Source organism: Streptomyces sp. NPDC056628 (assembly GCF_042792555.1).
Classification (GTDB): Bacteria; Actinomycetota; Actinomycetes; order Streptomycetales; family Streptomycetaceae; genus Streptomyces.
Genome location: NZ_JBHTWG010000016.1, coordinates 78,601 through 98,563, shown reverse-complemented (window position 1 = coordinate 98,563; position 19,963 = coordinate 78,601). Strand labels below are relative to the sequence as shown.

Genomic DNA, 19,963 nt, shown 5'->3' with positions numbered 1-19,963 from the left:
ACCGGCCGGGAGGGCATCCGCACCCCGCGCGCTCACTGGTCCTGGATCTTCCACGGCATGACGGCGCCGAACTTCCACACGTAGATCCCCACCAGCACGGCCATGATCACCAGGCCGATCGAGGTCACAACGATGTTGCGCCGGCGCACCTTCGGGTCGAGCGCCTTCTGCGCCGCCTCGGTGACCTTGCGCTTGGTCCAGCGCAGCACCAGCTGGGCCCAGACGAACTCGGTCGCCCAGACCGCCATGCCGCCGAAGATCACGACCCAGCCGGGACCGGGCAGGGGCAGCATGATGATGCCGGCCACCACGATCGCGAGGCCGATGACGAAGACGCCGACCTGCCAGCTCAGGTGCAGCAGGCGGCGCGCTTTGACGAACTCGGGCGCCCGGGATCCGAGAGCCCGCTCTCCATCGTCCCGCGCCTTGCTCACCCGCGCCCCTTCGGACGCCAGTACGGCGCCACCCGACTCGTCACTCCCCGTATTCATACGGCCAAACCCTACCGGACCGAATCCGGCCACCGAAATGGTCGTACCGCACGAACGGGTTCTCGGCCGGAAGAGTTACGTAATCCCACGCAAAACACTCAGAGGGGTTTACAACGGCACCGTAGGTGGCATGTCGATTTCGCCGACGTGCGAATCCCCGAGCGCACACTGAGCGAAAGGCCCTGGCGCTTATGAACACCACGGTCAGCTGCGAGCTGCACCTGCGCCTCGTTGTGTCGAGCGAGTCCTCCCTGCCTGTCCCCGCAGGCCTGCGGTACGACACGGCCGACCCCTACGCCGTGCACGCCACCTTCCACACCGGAGCCGAGGAGACCGTCGAGTGGGTGTTCGCCCGCGACCTCCTCGCCGAGGGCCTCCACCGGCCCACCGGTACCGGCGACGTCCGTGTCTGGCCGTCGCGCAGTCATGGTCAGGGGGTCGTCTGCATCGCCCTGAGCTCTCCTGAGGGCGAGGCACTGCTCGAGGCCCCCGCGCGAGCCCTGGAGTCCTTCCTGAAGCGGACGGACGCCGCCGTGCCCCCCGGCACGGAACACCGCCACTTCGACCTCGACCAGGAGCTCTCGCACATCCTGGCGGAAAGCTAGGGCGAGATCCCCGCAAGCCGCCCGGCGCCGTCGACTCGGGGTGACGGCTCGGGCCAGGACAACCGCATAGGCAGGCCACCGGCGCCGTCCTCGCTGTCGCGAGGGCGGCGCCGGTGTCTCGGGGCCTGTGAGCGGTCCGAGGGCCGTGGTGCGCCGCCTCGGGGGCCCGGAGGGCCGGTCCGCCGCCGTGGGAACCGCAAGCGCTCCTCGGGCGTTCTATTCGAAGCCATGTGCGGACGACGGCGGTGTGCCGGCTGTGCGAGCCACTACCATCGGCCAGCATCGGCGGGCGCCCACGCCCACCTCCAGGCCAGGGAGCAGAACGTGCTGATCACCCATGACGCCCGGTGCGCACTAGATGTCGTGGTGGACCTGGTGAACACCGCGCCGGACGAGGACGGCGCCGCGGACGGGCTGTCGGACATCACGGCCCTCGCCGACTTCGTGCGCAAGCACGACATCAGCGATGTGGGGGTGCTGTCGGAGTTCGACCTGTCGGCGGTGCGCAAGGTGCGCGGACGGTTCGCGTCGATCTTCGCGGCGACGGATCCGAGGGCCGCGGCCGGGCAGATCAACGAACTCGTGGCGGCGGCCGGCACCACACCGCGTCTGACCGACCACGACGGCCACGGCTGGCATGTGCACTACTTCGCTCCCGGCGCGTCCGTGGCGGACCATCTCGCGGCGGACTGCGGCATGGCGCTGGCCTTCTTCGTGGTGGCCGGGGAGCAGGAGCGGCTGCGGCGCTGCGAGGCACCGGACTGCCGGCACGCCTTCGTGGATCTCTCCCGCAACCGTTCCCGCCGCTACTGCGACAGCCGTACCTGCGGCAACCGGCTGCATGTGGCCGCCTACCGGGCGCGCCGCAAGGAGGCCACCGGCTGAGACGCCGGCCGGACGGAGTGTCGACGCGGGCCCCGGCGGGTGGCGCCGGGGACCGCGGGTACGGCTCAGAGCAGCAGCAGATCGTGCAGCGCAGCCATGAGCAGCAGACACCCGATCACCGCAAGGAAGATCATCAGCGGTGGCTGGGAAAGGGCGAAGAGGCACCCACGAGGCTCGTCCTGAGGTGGCGCGGCCTCGCTCTGTGTCGTGTCCAGCATCTCGCGGGCGATGATGGCGCAGATCAGCCCCGCTTCGCGATCAGCGCGCCCGGAATGAGCGGGTGTTCGCCGTAATCCGTGATGTCCGGTCCGAATGGTGATCGTTCAGGGCCGGAGGGCGACCCACTGTGTCGCTTCCACCCGGTGCGCCCGGGTCAGATGCCGTGCTTCTTCAGGATGGCCTCGATGTCGCTGAAGTCGTCGGCGGGCTCTGCGCGCGGGGCGCTCGCGGGCCGCCTCGCCGGCTTGGACCCCTCCCCCAGCGAGGGCGCGGAGGCCGCCGGGGCCACCGCCTCGCGGCGCTCCGCCGCGCGGGCCTCCTTGCGCTCCGCGCGGGTGCCGCCCCGGCGGCGCTCCACCGCACGGGTGCTCGCGAACAGCACCCAGGCCAGCCCGAGGACCCCGAAGCCCGCCCAGGCCGTCGGACTGAAGGCGGTGTCGGCCAGCCACTCCACGACACCGGTCATCACCAGCCCCAAGGGCACCAGCGCGTAGGCCGCGACGCGCGTGGCCGCGAGGAAACGCTTGCGGTACGCCGTGACCGCCGCGATGCCCAGGCCGGCCACGGCGACGGCGGAACAGACGGTCTCGGCAATCATCCGGTCCTCCAGGCGGGGCTGCGTCCGACGGGGCACTTCGTCCCTTCCATCCTGCACCGTCGCCACCTCGCCCGGCCACGGCTCGAGCCGACATCAGGGAGAACTCCGGGTCGTCTCCTCCGCAGGTGCCGGTCACGGCCGGATTGGGCCGGCCCGGGCGGGGCTGGGAGACTGGCACCATGAACGACTCCTCCCCCGAGCGCACCGCCGTCGTCCTCGACTTCTGGTGCGAGCTCCAGTGCCCCGACTGCCGCGGCGCCCTGGACGATCTGCGCGCCCTGCGCTCCCGCTACGGCGACCGGCTGGAGGTGCGGCTGCGGCACTTCCCGCTGGAGAAGCACAAGCACGCCTTCGCCGCCGCGCAGGCCGCCGAGGAGGCCCTGGAGCAGGGGCAGGGGTGGCCGTACATCGAGGCCGTCCTCGGCCGGGTCGAGGAACTGGACCGCAAGGGCGAGCCCTTCCTGATCGAGGTGGCCCGGGAACTGGGCCTGGACGCGGAGGAGTTCGACACCGCGCTGATCGACGGACGGCACATCCTGATCGTCGACGCCGACCAGGCCGAGGGCAAGGCGATCGGCGTGACCGGCACCCCCACCTATGTGATCGACGGCGAGCGCCTCGACGGCGGCAAGAGCCAGGAGGGGCTGCGCGAGCGCGTCGAGGAGATCGCGGACCGGCTGCTGGAGGAGCAGGCGGGACCCGACGGCCGCTAGAGCAGCGCCTTGTAGAGGGCGTACACCGTCGTCTCGTAGCCGAGCGAGTCGTACAGCCGCTCGGCCGCGGTGTTGCCGGCGAAGACGTTGAGGCCGATCATCCGGTGGTCGGCGGCGATCGCCCGGCCCTCGGCCTGGAGCATCAGCGAACGGCCGTGGCCCCGGCCCCGGTGCTCCGGGGCCGTCTCGACGTCGTACACATAGGCCCGGCCCTGCCGGGTGCCGACCCACACGGTGCCCACCGGGGTCCCCTCGTGCTCCAGGACGTCGATGGAGGTGCCGGGCGTGCGAAGCCCCTGGGGCAGGAGTGCCTGGTGGTCCCGCCGCGACTTGGCCCGGGCCTCGTCCTCGGGGACGCCGCGCTCGACCCAGCTGCGGACGTAGTCCTCGTCGCTCTTGACCAGCCACGTGTCGTACTCGGACTCGGTCATGGACCGCGCCCGGGTGCCCGCCGGGAGCGCGGGCGGGGTGTCGCCGAGGGCCTTGGCCATGCCCCGGTTGCGCAGGAGGTAGCCGAGGGCGGTGACCAGGCGCAGCGCCGGGACGGCGTCCCCGGGGACCGTCACCTCGATCCGGTGGCAGCCCCAGCCGCGCGCCACCTCCTCCGCGGCGAGGGCGGCGACGGTGGCCCGCCCGCGCCGCCGGTCGGCCTCCTCGATGCGCAGCTCCGTCATCCGGGCCACGCCCTCGCCGAAGACGGGGTGCGTGCCCAGGAGGAGGTCGCCCACGGGGCGCCCGTTCACACACACCTGGTAGCGGCGCGAACGGGTCCCGTCGGCATGGTGCTGAAGCGGCTCGGTCGGCCGCAGGGTTGTGGTCATCCTGTGAGTTCTACCCAGCGGGCCGGGCCTGCGGCGACCGAATTCCCGGTCACGGGTCGAGGTCGTCGCCGGAGCGCTCCTCGAAGATCCGCATGGCCTTGGCGGTCACCGGCCCTGGCGTGCCCGGCAGTTCGCGGTCGTCGACGCGGTGCACGGCCTGGACGTCCCGCAGGGTGGAGGTGAGGAAGACCTCGTCGGCCCGCTCCAGCACGTCCAGCGGCAGGTCGGTCTCCTTGGCGCCGGTCCACTCGACGGTGAGGGCGCGGGTGATGCCCGCGAGACAGCCCGAGGCGACCGGCGGGGTGTGGATCTCTCCGTCCAGGACGACGAAGACGTTGGAGCCGGTGCCCTCGCAGAGCTGCCCGACGGTGTTGGCGAACAGCGCCTCGGAGGCGCCGCGTTCATGGGCGCGGGCGAGGGCGACGACGTTCTCGGCGTACGAGGTGGTCTTCAGGCCGGTGAGCGCGCCCCGCTCGTTGCGGGTCCAGGGGACCGTGATCACGGCCGTGCTGTCGGGGCGGCGGCTGGTCTCGCCGAGGGCGACGACGAGCGTGGGCCCGTGCTCGCCGCGGTCGGAGCCGAGCGGGCCCTGCCCGCCGGTGTAGGTGATGCGCAGCCGGCCGAGCGGCATCGGGTTGGCCTCCAGGACGGCGGCGCAGGCCCGGCGGACCTCGTCGTGGTCGGGGGCGGGCAGGCCGAGCCCCAGCGCCGAACGCGTCAGCCGGTCGAGGTGCCGGGTCAGCGCGAACAGCCGGCCGTCCACCGCCTTCACGGTCTCGAAGATGCCGTCGCCCACGGTCAGACCGTGGTCGAAGACGGAGACGCGGGCGGTCTCGATGTCCTTCAACCCGCCGTCGAGCCAGATCTTCACGGTTGCAGTCCCTCTCCACTCACCTCGTACGTACCCGACGCTACCCCGAGCAGCCGGGACGCCTTCAGTTCGGTCTCCCGCCACTCCCCCTCCGGGTCCGACCCCCAGGTGATCCCCGCGCCGGTGCCGAAACGTAGTTCGCCCGCCTCCCGGTCGATCCAGAAGGTCCGTATGCCGACGGCCAGCTCACCGGTGCCCCGGTCGGCGTCGACCCAGCCGACACCTCCGCAGTACGGCCCGCGCGGTGCCGTCTCCAGCGCCTCGATGATCCGCAGCGCACTGGACTTGGGCGCGCCGGTGACCGAGCCGGGTGGGAAGGCGGCGTCGAGGAGTTCGGGCCAGCCCGTGCCGGGGCGCAGTTCGCCGCGGACCGTGGAGACGAGGTGCACGAGCCCCGGGTGCTTCTCCACGGCGCACAGGTCGGGGACGGACACCGAACCGGTGGCGCAGACCCGGCCGATGTCGTTGCGCACGAGGTCGACGATCATGACGTTCTCGGCGTAGTCCTTCTCCAGCAGGTCCGCCTCGGTGCGGCCGGTGCCCTTGATCGGCCCGGACTCCACGACACGCCCGTCGCGGCGCAGGAACAACTCGGGCGAGGCGGTGGCGATCTCCACGCCGTGTCCCGGCAGCCGAATCGTTCCCGCATACGGCGCCGGGTTGCCGCGCGCCAGGAGGGCGGTCAGCGCGTCGACGTCGGCGTCCGCGCCGACGGGCGCGCTCAGCACGCGGCAGAGGTTGGCCTGGTAGACCTCGCCGGCCGCGATGTGCTCGCGGATGCGCCGCACCCCGGCCGTGTACGCGGCGCGGTCGAGGGACGACGTCCAGTCACCGGCCGCCGGCCCGGTCCAGGCGCCCGGCACCGGGGCGGGCACCTCCTCCCGCCGTACGTCGCGGAAGCGGGCGCAGGTCAGAGCGCCCTCGAAGTCGGCGCAGACGGCCCAGAAGCCACGGGAGTCGAGGGCCGCGGGGTCGCTGGTGACGTCCAGGAGACCGGTGGCGACGCGGTCGCCGAAACGGGCGAGAGGCGGGAGGTCGTGCACGCCGTCGAGTCTATGGCCGGTGCTTCCGCGGCGACCTGGCCCTGTCCGCTGCGGACGGTTCCCCGGCTCGCCGAGCAGGTGAGGCGCAGCACGCTGCGCAAACGCGTTTTTGTGCTGGCCCCGGAATCCGCTAGAGTTCAACTCGTCGCCGGGCCGCGCGAGCGGAACGGAAACGTCAAGCGGACGTAGCTCAGTTGGTAGAGCGCAACCTTGCCAAGGTTGAGGTCGCGAGTTCGAGCCTCGTCGTCCGCTCGAAGGAACAAGGGGATCTTCCCGACCCCCTCACTCCTGGTGGAGTGGCCGAGAGGCGAGGCAACGGCCTGCAAAGCCGTCTACACGGGTTCAAATCCCGTCTCCACCTCCAAGGACGATTAGCTCAGCGGGAGAGCGCTTCCCTGACACGGAAGAGGTCACTGGTTCAATCCCAGTATCGTCCACTGGATCTTCGACGGAACGCCGAAGGTCTGACCTGCGCGATTAGCTCAGCGGGAGAGCGCTTCCCTGACACGGAAGAGGTCACTGGTTCAATCCCAGTATCGCGCACGCAGTGCCCATGGCCCCCGGGCCGTGGTCCCGAGGACGATTAGCTCAGCGGGAGAGCGCTTCCCTGACACGGAAGAGGTCACTGGTTCAATCCCAGTATCGTCCACACACCGAAGCCCCCGGTCGACGACCGGGGGCTTCTTCGTGGCCTGGCGGCTCAGCTGGAGAACAGCATGTGGCCGAAGCTCTTGTGGCGGCCGTGGCCGTAGTGGCCGCCGTGGCCGCCGTGCGGGGCACCCCACGCCGGGGCCTGCGGGGCCGCGGCCGGGTACGCCTGCGGAGCGGCCGGGGGCGGCGGGGCCGGCTGGGCCCACTGGGACTCCAGGCGGGTCAGGGCCTCCAGCTCGCCGTAGTCCAGGAAGATCCCACGGCAGCCACTGCACTGCTCGATCTGGACGCCGTTGCGGTTGTAGGTGTGCATCGGCGCATGGCACTTCGGACACTGCATCGTTCGGCTCAACTCCTCGCCGGTCGGTCCTGCTTCGCGTCTCGCCAGGACAGACTCTGCCCGGCTGCGGTCGGTTGCACCCTACTTCGCCTCTTCTCGGACCAACTCCGCAGGGACGGAAGCCATTCGGTCACAGGCGTCCACCAGGCACTGCTCGACCTCGTCCAGCGGACGGCCCCCGGCCTGCGCCTTGGTGATCGCCCTGGCCGCCGCCTGCGCGGTGAGGGCGCGGGCCGGGACGTCCAGCGCCGGCCAGGGGTCGCCCGCGTCGGGGACCGCGGTGCCGCCGGCGGCCCGGTAGGCGGTCAGAAAGCGGCTCCACTCGTCGGGCGGGAGCAGTCCGCAGGCGTACCAGGCGGCGGGACGGCCCAGATCCCAGCCGGGTACGCCGGTGCCGAGGTCGTCGACGTCGATCAGCAGCCACGGCCCGTCGGGCGCCGGGTGCCGGACGAGCTGGCCGAGGTGGAAGTCGCCGTGGCACAGGGCGCCGGGGGCCGGCTGCGGAGCCTCGGCGCGGGCCCAGGGCGGGAGGGTGTCCCAGGCGCGCAGGACGGCGGTGACCGCCGCGCGCGGGGCGGCGGAGGCGGAGCGGAGCCGGGTCACGGCGCGGGCGGCTTTCACCGGTCCCCGCATGGCGGGCAGGCCGGCCGGGGCGGGCGTGCGGTGCAGGCTGGCGAGCAGCGCGGCCGCCTCCTCCCAGGGCGCCGCGTCCGGGTCGGCCGGGTCCACGGGGCGGCCGTACGGCCAGCAGGTGACGAGGCGGCCGTGCAGGTCGGCGGGCGCGGGGGTGAGCGGGGCCAGGAGGAGGCCCGGGAGCCGCGCTGCGGCGGTGAGGCGCCGGACCAGGTCGGCCGGGGTGCTGTCCGGGGGGTGCGCCTTGGCCACGGTGCCGGCGTGGCGGACGACCGTGGCGTCGGGGCGGTCGGCGAGGGTGACGTCCGTGCAGGCGCCGCAGTCCGGTGCGAGGGAGTGGGCCGTGGCCTCGGCGCGCGCGGCGAGGTCGGGCAGGAGGCGGTTCGGCGTCACGGGGTCCCTCGCAGGCGGGTCGGCTGGGGGGAGCGTACGCGTTTGCCGGTGGTGCCGGGCAACAGCAGTGCCGGCGCAGCTCCCCAGCTGCGCCGGCATCTGTGCCGTCCGCCGCACCCCCGTCCCCACGGGGTTTCATGGATGGATGTCCCCGCCCGGACCGCTCTTCCGGGCCTGGGGTCGCCGCTCAGCGCCCCAGCATCACACCCACGGACGACGCCTGTGTGGCCACCGTCTCCCACCCGTCGAAGACGAGGAGGAGCAGGGCCGCCAGGGGAAGGGCCATGAGCGTCGCCACCAGCGGGTGGCGGCGGCCCTGGCGGCGGGGGCGCGGCATGAGCCGCGCCTGCGTGCGGATCAGTGCCCGCGGTGCCGTCTGGGCCATGGTCCCTCTCCTGACCTGTGTCGGATCTCGTCGGCAGCGGCGGGCGTCTGACCTCGGGGGACGAGTGCTGCACCCGCCGCTTGACCTCAAATCTAGGGGCGCGCCCCCTTCCGCACGTCATGCCCTCGTACCGATTGGCGGGCCTCCCGGAGGATGAGCCCTCGCGGGCGGAGTACTCCCCTGGGTGGAGACCGGCGCGCGGGTCTCGGGGTCTTCCCGGAGGGGACGTCCGCTCCGCCCGTTTTCTCCGGGGTGCCCGCCGGGGGTCCGGCAGGCTCCACCGGGGTGACTTCTCTCACTCGGTGTCGGCCGACGGGCCCGCGATCTTCCGGAGGCGTCCGCTCCCGCCCGCCGTCGGCGGTCCGCTACGGCCGGCGTGCCGCTCCCCCGTCTCCCTCGCCAGGTCCCCGCCCGGCACGGACCCAACCTCCCCCGGTCCGTTGCGGGTTGGCACCGAAGGAGGGGTGAAGTCGCCTTGTCCGTCAGCTCTCTGACCGCCTTTCACCTTCGCGGCAGGCGCCCGACAATCCACCGGGCCGAGAGGGCGCGGCCTCTGCGCACGGCGGCCCGTGGAAACGTAAGCTGTGGCACGTCACACGGACCGGGCAGCGGGGATGAACATGGCGATGATGCGCCTGAGGCGCGAGGACCCGCGCGTCGTCGGATCGTTCAGGCTTCACAGACGGCTGGGCGCGGGCGGAATGGGCGTTGTCTACCTGGGCTCCGACAAGAAGGGGCAGCGGGTCGCGCTCAAGGTGATCCGGCCCGACCTGGCGGAGGACCAGGAGTTCCGCTCCAGGTTCGCGCGGGAGGTCTCGGCGGCACGGCGGATCCGGGGCGGGTGCACGGCCCGGCTGGTGGCCGCCGATCTGGAGGCGGAACGTCCGTGGTTCGCCACGCAGTACGTGCCCGGCCCCTCCCTGCACGACAAGGTCGCCGACGAGGGGCCGCTCGGGGCCGCGGAGGTCGCCGCCGTGGGGGCCGCCCTGTCCGAGGGGCTGGTCGCGGTCCACGAGGCGGGGGTCGTGCACCGGGATCTGAAGCCGTCCAACATCCTGCTGTCCCCCAAGGGGCCGCGGATCATCGACTTCGGCATCGCCTGGGCCACGGGCGCCTCGACCCTCACCCACGTCGGCACGGCGGTCGGCTCGCCCGGCTTCCTCGCCCCGGAGCAGGTGCGCGGCGCCACCGTCACCCCGGCCACGGACGTCTTCTCCCTGGGCGCCACGCTCGCGTACGCGTCGATGGGTGACTCGCCGTTCGGGCACGGCAGTTCCGAGGTGATGCTGTACCGCGTCGTGCACGAGGAGGCGCAGCTGCACGGTGTGCCGGACGCCCTCGCGCCGCTCGTGCGCGCCTGTCTGGCGAAGGACCCCGGGGAGCGGCCCAGCACCGTGCAGCTCTCGCTGCGTCTGAAGGAGATCGCCGCCCGGGAGGCGCAGGGGCTCGGGGACGTGCGCCCGCCGGCGCAGCGCGCCGCCGAGGCGGACCGGGTCACCGGACGGCTCGCCGACACGTATCCGGAACCGCAGCGGGTGCAGCGGCGCTCGCCGGGCACTCCCCCGCCGCGGGGGGCGGCCGGACCGCGCGGCGCGGGTGCGGGCCGGGTGCCCGGTCCCGCCCGGGACGGTTCCGCGCCGAGGACCGGTGGCGGCTCCGCGTCCCGCGCGGGTTCCCGGCCGATGCCCGCGCCGCGCGGCACCCCGCGCAACGGCGGCAGGCCCGCGACACGGGGCGGCACCGGCCGTACGGCTCCGCGGAACACCGGGACCGGGCGCCGGCCCGCCAATCCGCAGTTGCTGCGGCAGCGGCTGTTCGTCTTCGTCGTGGTGACACTGCTCGTGGCGCTGGGGATCGCGGCCGCCCAGGGCTGCCAGGGTCCGGACCGGGGCCTCGGCGGCACCGGCGGCGGGGGTCCCGTGCAGGAGCGGGTCGCGCCGGACCACGGGACGATGGACGAGCGGTACTCCTCGGAGTTCGAGATCCCGGAGTAGGGCTACACCTCGGGACGGCCCGTGGCCACCGCGTAGAAGGCCACGGCGGCCGCGGCGCCCACGTTGAGGGAGTCGACGCCGTGCGCCATGGGGATGCGGACCCATTCGTCGGCGGCGACCAGGGCCTGCGTGGACAGGCCGCCGCCCTCGGCGCCGAGCATCAGGGCCACCCGGTCCATCCGGTGCGGGGCGGCCTCGTCGAGGGTCTTCGCCTTCTCGTCCGGGGTGAGGGCGAGCAGGGAGAAGCCGGCCTCGCGCACCGTCTCCAGCGCCTTGGGCCAGGTGTCCAGACGGGCGTACGGCACGGAGAAGACCGCGCCCATGGAGACCTTGACGCTGCGGCGGTACAGCGGGTCGGCGCAGTCCGGGGAGAGCAGCACGGCGTCCATGCCGAGGGCCGCGGCGGAGCGGAAGATCGCGCCGATGTTGGTGTGGTCGTTGACCGACTCCATGACCACGACGCGGCGGGCGGTGCGCAGCAGGTCGGTGGCGCCGGGGAGCGGCTTGCGCTGCATGGACGCCAGGGCGCCGCGGTGCACGTGGTAGCCGGTGACCTGCTCGGCGAGGTCCGGGCTGACCGCGTAGACGGGTGCCGGGAGTTCGTCGATGACGTCGCGCATCACGTCGATCCACTTGGCCGACAGCAGCATCGAGCGCATCTCGTAGCCGGCTTCCTTGGCCCGTCTGATGACCTTCTCGCCCTCGGCGATGAACAGGCCCTCGGCGGGTTCGCGGCGGCGGCGCAGGTCGACGTCGGTCAGGCCCGTGTAGTCGCGCAGACGCGGGTCGTCGGGGTCGTCGACGGTGATGAGATCGGCCACAGAGTGATACTGCCTTGTCCTGGGTGTGGTGCCAACGGTGCGGGGCGGGTCTGTTACCCGCGGTTACGCGTGAGGGGTCCGCGAGGGGGCGGAGGGCGCGGGGCCCGCCTTCACGACCTCGCCGATGACGATGACGGCGGGCGGCTTCACCTCGTGCTCGATCACCGCGGCGCCGGCCGTGGCGAGCGTCGCGTCGACCCGGCGCTGCCCGGCCGTGGTGCCCTCCTGGACCAGGGCCACCGGGGTGTCCGGCGACTTGCCGTGGGCGATGAGCGTCTCGGCGACCTTGCCGAGGGTACCGACGCCCATGAGGATCACCAGTGTGCCGGTGAGCTTGGCGAGCGACGGCCAGTCCACCAGGGACCGCTCGTCGTCCGGGGCGACATGGCCGCTGACCACCGTGAACTCATGGGCCACGCCCCGGTGCGTCACCGGGATGCCGGCGGCGCCCGGCACGGAGATCGAGCTGGAGATGCCGGGCACGACCGTGCACGGGATGCCGGCCTCCGCGAGCGCGATGACCTCCTCCATGCCCCGGCCGTAGACGAACGGGTCGCCGCCCTTGAGCCGTACCACCGACTTGCCCTGCTTGGCGTGCTCGATCAGCGCCTCGTTGATGGCCTCCTGGGCCATGAAGCGGCCGTACGGCAGCTTGGCCGCGTCGATCACCTCGACGCCCGGCGGCAGTTCCGCGAGGAGGTCGCGCGGGCCGAGATGGTCGGCGATGACCACGTCGGCCTCGGCGAGCAGCCGGCGTCCGCGCACGGTGATCAGGTCCGGGTCGCCGGGGCCGCCGCCGACGAGGGCGACGCCGGGCTTGCGGGTGCGGTGGTGCGGGGCGACGAGGGTGCCGTCGCGCAGGCCCTCGACGACCGCGTCCCGGATGGCGGCGGTGTGCCGGGGATCGCGACCGCGGGCCTCGGTCGTGAGGACGGCGACGGTGACCCCCTCGCTGTGACCGGTGGCCGGCGTCCAGGCCGTCGCGGCGTCGGCGTCGTCCGAGCGGACGCACCACACGCGGTGCCGCTCGGCCTCGGCGGAGGCAGCCGTGTTGGCCTCCGGGTCGCTGGTGGCGATCAGGGCGTACCAGGCGTCCGCGAGGTCGCCCTCCTCGTAGCGGCGCCGGTGCCAGGCGAGCTCCCCCGCGTCCGCCATCGCCTCGACCGACGGGGTCGCCTCGGGGGACACCAGCCGGATGTCGGCGCCCGCCGCGACGAGCGCCGGGAGGCGGCGCTGGGCGACCTGACCACCGCCGAGGACGACGACCCGGCGACCGGTGAGGCGCAGGCCTACGGGATAGGCGGGGTGTTCGGCCATGAGGGTGCGGCTCCCTTGGAGGTGGCGGCGGGGCGATGCCCTGACGTGCGGATTTTATGCTGCGGACGGCACCGGCGGTCGAGGGGTCCGAGGGCTGGGCGGCCCTCGGGTCTCCGCGCACGGCGAGGGGACCCGGGGCGCGCGGCTCCGGGTCCCCAGGCACCCGGCTACTTCTCGGTGACGCCCGCCGAGTCGAACGTCGCCACCTCGTGCATCGCCCGGGCCGTGCTCTGGACCAGCGGGAGGGCCAGGAGCGCGCCCGTGCCCTCGCCGAGCCGCAGGTCGAGGTCGACCAGGGGGCGCAGACCCAGCTTGTTCAGGGCGGCCACATGTCCGGGCTCGGCGCTGCGGTGCCCCGCGATGCACGCTGCCAGCACCTCGGGGGCGATCGCGCGGGCCACCAGCGCGGCGGCGCCGGCGCTCACGCCGTCCAGGATCACCGGCGTGCGCAGGGAGGCGCCGCCGAGCAGCAGACCGACGAGCGCGGCGTGCTCCAGACCGCCGATCGCGGCGAGGACCCCGATCGGGTCGGCCGGGTCGGGCCGGTGGAACTCCAGGGCGCGGCGGACGACCTCGGTCTTGCGGGCCAGCGTCTCGTCGTTGATGCCGGTGCCGCGGCCGGTGACCTCGGCCGGGTCGGTGCCGGTGTACAGGGAGATCAGCGCGGCGGACGCCGTGGTGTTGGCGATGCCCATCTCACCGGTCAGCAGTGCCTTGTTGCCGGCCGCCACCAGGTCGCGGGCGGTCTCGATGCCGACCTCGATGGCCTGCTTGGCCTCCTCGCGGGTCATCGCCGGGCCGGTCGTCATGTCGGCGGTGCCGGCGCGGACCTTGCGGGGCAGCAGGCCCGGGGTGGCCGGGAGGTCGGCGGCCACGCCCACGTCGACCACGCAGACCTCGGCGCCGACCTGGGCGGCGAAGGCGTTGCAGACCGCGCCGCCGCCGAGGAAGTTGGCCACCATTTGGGCCGTGACCTCCTGCGGCCACGGGGTGACGCCCTGGGCGTGCACGCCGTGGTCACCGGCGAAGATCGCGACGGCCGCGGGCTCCGGGATCGGGGGCGGGCACTGCCGGGACAGGCCGGACAGCTGCGCGGAGATGATCTCCAGCATGCCGAGCGCGCCGGCCGGCTTCGTCATGCGCTTCTGCCGCTCCCACGCCTCGCCGAGCGCCTTGGCGTCCAGCGGGCGGATCTGGGAGACGGTCTCGGCGAGCAGGTCGTGCGGCTCCTCGCCGGGCAGGGCGCGGCGGCCGTACGTCTCCTCGTGGACGACCCAGGACAGCGGGCGGCGCTTGGACCAGCCCGCCTGGAGCAGCTCGGGCTCGTCCGGGAACTCGTCGACGTATCCGACGCACAGGTAGGCGATGACCTCCAGGTGCTCGGGCAGGCCGAGGGCGCGGACCATCTCGCGCTCGTCGAAGAAGCTGACCCAGCCGACGCCGAGGCCCTCGGCGCGGGCGGCGAGCCAGAGGTTCTCGACGGCGAGGGCGGCGGAGTACGGCGCCATCTGCGGCTGGGTGTGCCGGCCGAGGGTGTGGCGGCCGCCGCGGGTGGGGTCGGCGGTGACGACGATGTTCACCGGGGTGTCGAGGATGGCCTCGATCTTCAGTTCCTTGAACTGCTTCGCGCGGCCCTTGGGCAGCGACTTGGCGTACGCCTCACGCTGGCGCATGGCCAGTTCGTGCATGGTGCGCCGGGTCTCCGACGAGCGGATGACGACGAAGTCCCAGGGCTGGGAGTGGCCGACGGAGGGCGCCGTGTGCGCGGCCTCCAGGACCCGCAGCAGCACCTCGTGCGGGATGGGGTCGCTGCGGAAGCCGTTGCGGATGTCGCGGCGCTCGCGCATCACCTTGAGGACGGCCTCGCGCTCGGCGTCGTCGTACGCGGGTGCGGGGGCGCCGCCGGGCCGACGCGGCTCCTCCTCGGCCGGCCTCTCCTCCGCGCGCGCGTCCTGGCCGGCCCGGTCCTCGTCGGCGGCCCGGGTGTCCAGGTCGTCGGCGTGCTGGACGAGCCCGGGGTCGGCCTCGCGAGGCGCGGGCACCTCGGCGGCGGGGGCCGGGGGCTCCTCGGTGGGGAGGACGAGCGGCTGCGGCGGGGTGGGCGCGAGGTGCGGGGTGGTCGGCACGGTGCCGTCGACCGGGACGAACTGGCCGAGGGGCTGGCCGGGCGTGGGCTCCTGGGGGACGGCACCCGGCATCACGGCCACGGCGTCGTCCGGCCCGGCGGCCGGCCTGAGCTGCGGGCCCGCCGGTTCGGCGACGTACTGCCCGGCCACGTACTGCTCGGCCGCGACCGGCTCGGGGGCGACGGCCGCCGCGAGCGGCTGGACCGCCTCCGCGGGCCCGGCGGCGACGGCCTCGGGGGCCGAGTCCGGGACCGGCTGCTCGGCCCGGGCCGCCACCGCGTCGGTGATCGGGGCCGGCTGTTCGGCCGGGGCGGGCTCGGCCGGCTGCACGTCGGCGGGGGCCTGGACGGCCGGTTCGGGGGCCGCGACGGCTTCCGGTTCGGGCTGCTCGGGTACGGCGGTCGGGGCCGCCTGCGGCTCGGTCTGTTCCAGTACGTCGGCGGGGACGGCCTCGGGGGCCAGGGGCGGGAGCGCCTGGGCGGGCTCGGGGGTGTGCGCCTCCGCCACGGGCTCGGGGGCGTGTGCCGGGACGGGCTCAAGGCTCTGGGGCGGTTCGGGCTGGGGCTGTGCGTCGGTGCCCTCCGGAGCCGGCAGCTCGCCGTCGGCGGGGGTCTCGACCTCCTGCGGGGCGGGCTCGGGGGCCTCCGCGCCGGGGGCCGGGGCGTCCTGCGCCGGGTCCACGGGCGCCGCCTCGGCGACGGGCCCGCCGTCGTGGGGCGCGATCGCCTCGGGCTCCGGCGCCTCGGCGACGGATGCGGCCTCGGGCGCCGGCATCTCGGCGCTCTGCGGGGCCTCGGGCACCTCGGGAGCGGCCGGGGTCTGCGCGGGCTCGCCGGGCTGAACGTCCTGCGGGGCGGCGACGGCCTGGGGCTCGGCGGCGTCCTGAGGGTTCCCGCCGGTCGCGGCCGGAGCGGCCGTCTCCCCGTGCGGCTGGTGGGCGACCGGGGCCGGAGCACCGGCCTGGCCGGGGACGGCCGCGGCGTGCTCGGGCGACGGTTCGGGTGCGCCGTACGTCTCGTCCTGGGCGACGGGCGCCTGGGCCTCGGCAGCCTGCGCGGCACCGGCCTCGGCAGCCTCGGCGACGCCCGTGACGGCACCGGCCTCGGTGGCGACGCGCGCCACGACCGCCTGCGCGGCCCCGACGGGCTCGGCGACCGGGACAACCGTTTCGGCAGCCTGGGCCTCGGTGCCGACCGGCGCGGGGGCGGGCGATTCCCAGGCGGGCGCCTGGGGCGGGGCCTGCGTCCGGGCGTACTCGGGGGCGACCGGGCCCGGCTGCCGGACCGGCATGCCGACGGCGCCCCGGTCGGCCAGCGAACGGACCGGGCTGGCGGAGGCGTCCGGGAGGGGCGGGCCCAGGTGCAGGGGGCGCCGGGGTGTGATCGGCGGGATCGGCGTCGTGGGGGCCGTGGGCGCCGAGGGTCCGGGCAGCCGCACGCCGCTCAGGTCGACGGAGCCGCTGTCGCGGCCGGAGAGCTCGTGCGCGTCGGGCTCGTGCACGGCCTCGACGAGCGGCTCCGGCGCGGGCGGAGCGACCTCGTTGCCCCAGGCGCCCTGGGAACCGGGCAGGAGCAGGTCTTCTTCCTCGGCGGGAGTCTCGGAGAGGTAGCTGTACGCATCCGGTGCCGCGGGGACACCCGGCTGCTCCACCATGCCTGCACTCTCCGGCAGTCCCTCGCCCGGGACCTGGCCGGTGTCGGTCATGCGTACCCCTCGCCCATCGGTTAGTGCTTCTACGACCTGCTCACCGGGGACGGCGCACCGACCGCCCCCGCTATGAAGAACGAGCGTCCGAGCCCAGCGGCACGAACGACCCGCCCAAAAAAGGCGACAAAGCCATTGAGTGGCATTGTCCTGGCCGTTCGGCCGTCGCGACAGGCTGATCCGCGACGTGCCGCTGTGGACTGCGCCACGTTGCGCGTCCTCCGGTTCCGCCGTACCACACCCGCCCCGAACCGGGAGCGTTTTTCCGGACATTGACCGACGAACTGCCGGGCGCCCGCATGCGGTACAACGATCGGCCAGCCTACCGCGAGCGGTACGACAACAGGATCACGGGGATGGCCGGACGGTCACACCGAGCGATCGGGCAGAACCCCGCTGAGCAGGAAGGCGACGCTCCGCTCGCGTTCCGTCCAGGCTCGCGTGTCGAGTTCGACGGACTGCAGCAGGGCGCACTCGACGTCGTAGCCGTGCTCCGTGAGGTCGCGGCCGACGAGTTCGGCGGCGTCCCGGGTCGCGGCGTGGGTGACGATGCGCTGCGGGCGCCGATCGGCCACGGCGGAGACGACGGCCGCTCCCCCGCCGCCGACGCGGACGACGTCCGGTTCGGGGAGGTCCTCAAGGACGTGCGGGGCGGTGCCGTGGACGATCTGGGTCTGGACGCCGAAGGCGCGCGCGTTGGCCTCGGTGCGCTCGCAGGCCCGCGGGTCGCTGTCGACGGCGATGACGGCCGCGCCGGCCCGCGCGGCCTCCGTGGCGAAGGCGCCGCTGCCGCAGCCGATGTCCCAGACGAGGTCGCCGAGGCGCGGGCCGAGCCGGGCGAGTTGGGCGGCGCGCAGGGGTTCGAGCTCGCCCTCGCCCATCAGGCCGCCGTAGGACTGCGCGGGCAGGGTCCAGCCGCGCGGGCCGGTGGACGGGTCGCGGCCGGCGATCCAGCCGACGCCGTCGGGCGTGGGGGCGGTGCCGCCGGCGACGATCACGACGTTGGGGTCGCGCCAGGTGTGGTCGGCGGCCTTGTCGGAGGTGACGACCGTGACCTGCTCACGGTCGGTGCCCAGTTCCTCGCAGATCACGAAGGTGCGGTGGACGCCCTCCAGGAGCAGCCCGAGTTCGGCGGGGCCGGCGCCCGGGGAGGTGAGCACGGCGACCTTGGTGTGGGCCCGGCACACATTCACCGCGCGTCGCAGGGTGCGCGGGTGGGCCACGACCACCTGTGCGTCGTCCCAGGGCATTCCGGCGCGGGCGAAGGCCGAGGCGACCGGGGAGACGGCGGTGACGACCTCGACCTCGAGGCCGAACTCGGGTGCGCGCAGGGTGCGTACGACGCCGAAGAAGCCGGGGTCGCCTTCGGCGAACACGACCGCGGTGCCGCGGTGGCCGGCGATGCGGCGGGCGGCGAGGGAGACGCTGCCCAGGCGGACGCGCTCGGCGGTGGGCGGCACCTCGGGGAGTGCCAGGTGGTGGGCGGCGCCGGCCACGAGGGTGGCCGCACCGAGGGCGGAGCGTGCCGCGGCGGTCAGCGGCGAGCCGTCCCAGCCGATCACGGTGACGCGGTCGGCCATCGTCGTCAGTCTCCTGGGTTCGCGCAGGTCGTCATGGGGAGCCCGAGGACCGGGCCTCGTGAGCGTACCTGGTCGCGGCGCGGCCGCCGCCGGGGCCCGGGGGGCGGGTCCGGGTCAGTTCCACTCGCCGTACGAGGTGAAGCCGTCGGATCCGGCCAGGTGGTCCCCGGCGCCGTCGAGGTCCTCGGGCAGAAGGCTCCACACGATGAAGTCGGTGCGCACATCGGTCCAGGTGCCGTCCTCGGCGCGTACATGGGCTATGCAGGCGTTGCGCAGGACGCCCTCGCTGATGCAGCCGATCTTCTGGGCGACCTGCTGGGAGGCGGTGTTGTCGGCGGCCGTGCGCAGCTCGATGCGCTCGAACTTCTGGTCGCTGAACAGCCATTGGGCGGTCGCGAGGGCGGCCTCGGAGGCGTAGCCCTCGCCGCGGGCCCAGGGGGCGACGATGTAGGAGAGTTCGGTGGCGCGTACGTGCCAGTTGGTCTTGGCCAGTTGGACGATGCCGACCAGGCGCTGGGTGAGGAACTCGGTGACGGCGAGGTCGAGTCCGCGGCCGGCCTCCCGTTCGGCGGGGGCGCGCTCGGTGATCCAGGTGCGCGCGCGGTCCTCGGTGAACGGCTGGGGCACGTCGGTCCAGGCGCCGACCTGTTCGTCGTTCATCATCTCGGCCAGGGCGGGCACGTCGTCCTCGTCCAGGGGACGCAGCACCAACCGCTCCGTGCTGATGGAGATGGTGGGGAAGGTGCCAGTCATGCGCCGCTCCGTAACCGTCGGAAGTGCCTTCAGGGCCTGCGAACTGCCCAGCATGCAGCATGAAAGCACCTCACCGCACCACGGGGTCCACACCCGGTGAAGGTGTGGACCCCGTGGTGGGCGAAACGCGTCGAACGCCCCGTCAGACGACGGGCGGCGGCTCAGAACGCGGCGACGACGGCGCCGTCGTACTTGTCCTCGATGAACTTCTTCACCTCGGGCGAGGTGAGCAGCTTCGCGAGCTTCTGGACGCGCGGGTCGTCCTCGTGGCCCTTCTTCACGGCGAGGAAGTTGCCGTACGGGTTGTCCTTCGGGGACTCGGCGGCGAGGGCGTCCTTCGCGGGGCTGAGGTCGGCCTCGAGCGCGTAGTTGCCGTTGATCACGGCGGCGTCGACGTCGGCGAGGGAGCGGGGCAGCTGGGCCGCCTCCAGCTCCTTGAAGTTCAGGTTCTTCGGGTTGGAGGCGATGTCCTTGGGGGTCGCCTCGTAGCCCACGCCCGCCTTGAGCTCGATCAGGCCGTTGGCCTCCAGCAGCTTCAGCGCGCGGGCCTCGTTGGTGGTGTCGTTCGGCAGGGCGATGGTGGCGCCCTTCTTGAGGTCCGTGAGCTTCTTGACGCCCTGGGAGTAGACGCCGAGGGGCTCCAGGTGCACCGTGGCGTTCGGCACGGCGACGATGTCGGTGCCGTTCTTCTTGTTGAAGTCGTCCAGGTACGGCTGGTGCTGGAAGTAGTTGGCGTCGACCTCGCCCTGCTGGACGGCCGTGTTCGGCGTCACGTAGTCGGTGAACTCCTTGACCTCGAGGTCGAGGCCGGCCTTCTTCGCGAGGTTGTCCTTGATGTAGGTGAGGATCTCGCCCTGCGGGGTCGGCGTGGCGGCGACCTTGAGCGGGGCGTTCGCGTCGGAACCGGAGTCCTTGTCCGAGCCGCAGGCGGTGAGCCCGAGGGTGAGGGCTCCGACGGCGAGGGCGGCGGTGGTGATCTTGGCGGTGTTACGCACGAAAAGTGCCTTTCCTAGGGGTGGT

At 73.6% G+C, this 19,963-nt stretch carries 19 protein-coding genes and 5 tRNA genes; 9 read left to right on the top strand and 15 right to left on the bottom strand.

Annotation, left to right across the window (positions count from 1 at the left end):
• Positions 1-32: 32 nt before the first annotated feature.
• A complete protein-coding gene (locus ACFRAC_RS20710) occupies positions 33-491 on the bottom strand; it encodes a TIGR02611 family protein (protein ID WP_382925562.1) in 459 nt (152 codons plus the stop codon).
• A gap of 191 nt (positions 492-682) precedes the next feature.
• Here ACFRAC_RS20710 and ACFRAC_RS20705 point away from each other — a divergent pair, with 191 nt between their 5' ends.
• Positions 683-1,096 (top strand): SsgA family sporulation/cell division regulator, encoded by a 414-nt coding sequence (locus ACFRAC_RS20705; RefSeq protein ID WP_004002642.1) that lies wholly within the window; start codon positions 683-685, stop codon positions 1,094-1,096.
• Positions 1,097-1,420: 324 nt separating this feature from the next.
• Entirely contained in the window at positions 1,421-1,981 is a 561-nt protein-coding gene (locus ACFRAC_RS20700) for a CGNR zinc finger domain-containing protein (protein WP_361340205.1), read from the top strand.
• Positions 1,982-2,046: 65 nt separating this feature from the next.
• Here the strand turns inward: ACFRAC_RS20700 and ACFRAC_RS20695 are convergent, their stop codons facing one another.
• Both ACFRAC_RS20695 and ACFRAC_RS20690 read right to left on the bottom strand, forming a co-directional pair.
• A complete protein-coding gene (locus ACFRAC_RS20695; protein WP_004002639.1) occupies positions 2,047-2,199 on the bottom strand; it encodes a hypothetical protein in 153 nt (50 codons plus the stop codon).
• 155 nt (positions 2,200-2,354) lie between these two features.
• On the bottom strand, positions 2,355-2,798 hold the full coding sequence (locus ACFRAC_RS20690; RefSeq protein WP_382925560.1) for a hypothetical protein: 444 nt from the start codon (positions 2,796-2,798) through the stop codon (positions 2,355-2,357).
• 179 nt (positions 2,799-2,977) lie between these two features.
• On the opposite strand from ACFRAC_RS20690, the gene ACFRAC_RS20685 reads away from it, so the two are divergent.
• Complete coding sequence (locus tag ACFRAC_RS20685) at positions 2,978-3,511, top strand: DsbA family protein (RefSeq protein WP_382925559.1); 534 nt, start codon at positions 2,978-2,980, stop codon at positions 3,509-3,511.
• On the opposite strand, the gene ACFRAC_RS20680 is transcribed toward ACFRAC_RS20685, so the two are convergent.
• The 3 genes from ACFRAC_RS20680 to ACFRAC_RS20670 are packed head-to-tail and all read right to left on the bottom strand — an operon-like array spanning position 3,508 to position 6,246.
• Positions 3,508-4,332 (bottom strand): GNAT family N-acetyltransferase, encoded by an 825-nt coding sequence (locus ACFRAC_RS20680; RefSeq protein WP_382925557.1) that lies wholly within the window; start codon positions 4,330-4,332, stop codon positions 3,508-3,510. The two genes, ACFRAC_RS20685 and ACFRAC_RS20680, sit on opposite strands and share 4 nt — an antisense overlap.
• Before the next feature lie 49 nt (positions 4,333-4,381).
• On the bottom strand, positions 4,382-5,203 hold the full coding sequence (locus tag ACFRAC_RS20675) for an aminotransferase class IV (protein WP_382925555.1): 822 nt from the start codon (positions 5,201-5,203) through the stop codon (positions 4,382-4,384).
• The gene (locus tag ACFRAC_RS20670) at positions 5,200-6,246 is read right to left on the bottom strand and encodes a chorismate-binding protein (protein ID WP_382925554.1); all 1,047 of its coding nucleotides are present in this window, start codon (positions 6,244-6,246) and stop codon (positions 5,200-5,202) included. The genes ACFRAC_RS20675 and ACFRAC_RS20670 overlap by 4 nt, the downstream gene beginning before the upstream one ends.
• A 179-nt stretch (positions 6,247-6,425) precedes the next feature.
• Between ACFRAC_RS20670 and ACFRAC_RS20665 the strand changes: the two genes are divergently transcribed.
• From ACFRAC_RS20665 to ACFRAC_RS20645, 5 genes are all read left to right on the top strand, one after another.
• Positions 6,426-6,498: transfer RNA gene (locus ACFRAC_RS20665), tRNA-Gly, on the top strand.
• A gap of 38 nt (positions 6,499-6,536) precedes the next feature.
• Positions 6,537-6,610 (top strand) — tRNA-Cys (locus tag ACFRAC_RS20660).
• A 1-nt stretch (position 6,611) separates the two neighbouring features.
• A tRNA-Val gene (locus ACFRAC_RS20655) sits at positions 6,612-6,683 on the top strand.
• 34 nt (positions 6,684-6,717) lie between these two features.
• Positions 6,718-6,789 (top strand) — tRNA-Val (locus ACFRAC_RS20650).
• A 34-nt stretch (positions 6,790-6,823) separates the two neighbouring features.
• Positions 6,824-6,895, top strand: a tRNA-Val gene (locus ACFRAC_RS20645).
• A 51-nt stretch (positions 6,896-6,946) separates the two neighbouring features.
• Here the strand turns inward: ACFRAC_RS20645 and ACFRAC_RS20640 are convergent.
• The 3 genes from ACFRAC_RS20640 to ACFRAC_RS20630 form a co-directional block, all read right to left on the bottom strand.
• Positions 6,947-7,237, bottom strand: a complete 291-nt coding sequence (locus ACFRAC_RS20640) for a zf-TFIIB domain-containing protein (protein ID WP_382925552.1) — start codon at positions 7,235-7,237, stop codon at positions 6,947-6,949.
• A gap of 81 nt (positions 7,238-7,318) precedes the next feature.
• Complete coding sequence (locus ACFRAC_RS20635; RefSeq protein WP_382925550.1) at positions 7,319-8,263, bottom strand: phosphotransferase family protein; 945 nt, start codon at positions 8,261-8,263, stop codon at positions 7,319-7,321.
• Between the two features lie 187 nt (positions 8,264-8,450).
• Positions 8,451-8,648: a hypothetical protein gene (locus tag ACFRAC_RS20630; RefSeq protein ID WP_361340185.1), complete on the bottom strand. Its 198-nt coding sequence runs from the start codon at positions 8,646-8,648 to the stop codon at positions 8,451-8,453.
• Between the two features lie 614 nt (positions 8,649-9,262).
• Between ACFRAC_RS20630 and ACFRAC_RS20625 the strand changes: the two genes are divergently transcribed.
• Positions 9,263-10,642, top strand: a complete 1,380-nt coding sequence (locus ACFRAC_RS20625; protein ID WP_382925637.1) for a serine/threonine-protein kinase — start codon at positions 9,263-9,265, stop codon at positions 10,640-10,642.
• Positions 10,643-10,644: 2 nt separating this feature from the next.
• Here ACFRAC_RS20625 and ACFRAC_RS20620 read toward each other — a convergent pair whose 3' ends face one another.
• From ACFRAC_RS20620 to ACFRAC_RS20595, 6 genes are all read right to left on the bottom strand, one after another.
• Positions 10,645-11,463, bottom strand: a complete 819-nt coding sequence (locus ACFRAC_RS20620) for a TrmH family RNA methyltransferase (protein WP_382925548.1) — start codon at positions 11,461-11,463, stop codon at positions 10,645-10,647.
• Between the two features lie 63 nt (positions 11,464-11,526).
• Positions 11,527-12,780, bottom strand: coding sequence for a uroporphyrinogen-III C-methyltransferase (cobA, locus tag ACFRAC_RS20615; RefSeq protein ID WP_382925546.1), 1,254 nt, complete (start codon positions 12,778-12,780; stop codon positions 11,527-11,529).
• A gap of 167 nt (positions 12,781-12,947) precedes the next feature.
• Positions 12,948-16,610, bottom strand: coding sequence for a nicotinate-nucleotide--dimethylbenzimidazole phosphoribosyltransferase (cobT, locus tag ACFRAC_RS20610; RefSeq protein WP_382925544.1), 3,663 nt, complete (start codon positions 16,608-16,610; stop codon positions 12,948-12,950).
• Positions 16,611-16,978: 368 nt separating this feature from the next.
• On the bottom strand, positions 16,979-18,190 hold the full coding sequence (gene cbiE / locus ACFRAC_RS20605; protein ID WP_382925542.1) for a precorrin-6y C5,15-methyltransferase (decarboxylating) subunit CbiE: 1,212 nt from the start codon (positions 18,188-18,190) through the stop codon (positions 16,979-16,981).
• 114 nt (positions 18,191-18,304) lie between these two features.
• Positions 18,305-18,943, bottom strand: coding sequence for a GNAT family N-acetyltransferase (locus tag ACFRAC_RS20600; protein WP_382925541.1), 639 nt, complete (start codon positions 18,941-18,943; stop codon positions 18,305-18,307).
• Between the two features lie 161 nt (positions 18,944-19,104).
• Positions 19,105-19,938 carry a MetQ/NlpA family ABC transporter substrate-binding protein gene (locus ACFRAC_RS20595; protein WP_382925539.1) on the bottom strand — a complete coding sequence of 278 codons (834 nt, stop codon included), beginning with the start codon at positions 19,936-19,938 and terminating at the stop codon, positions 19,105-19,107.
• Between the last annotated feature and the right edge of the window lie 25 nt (positions 19,939-19,963).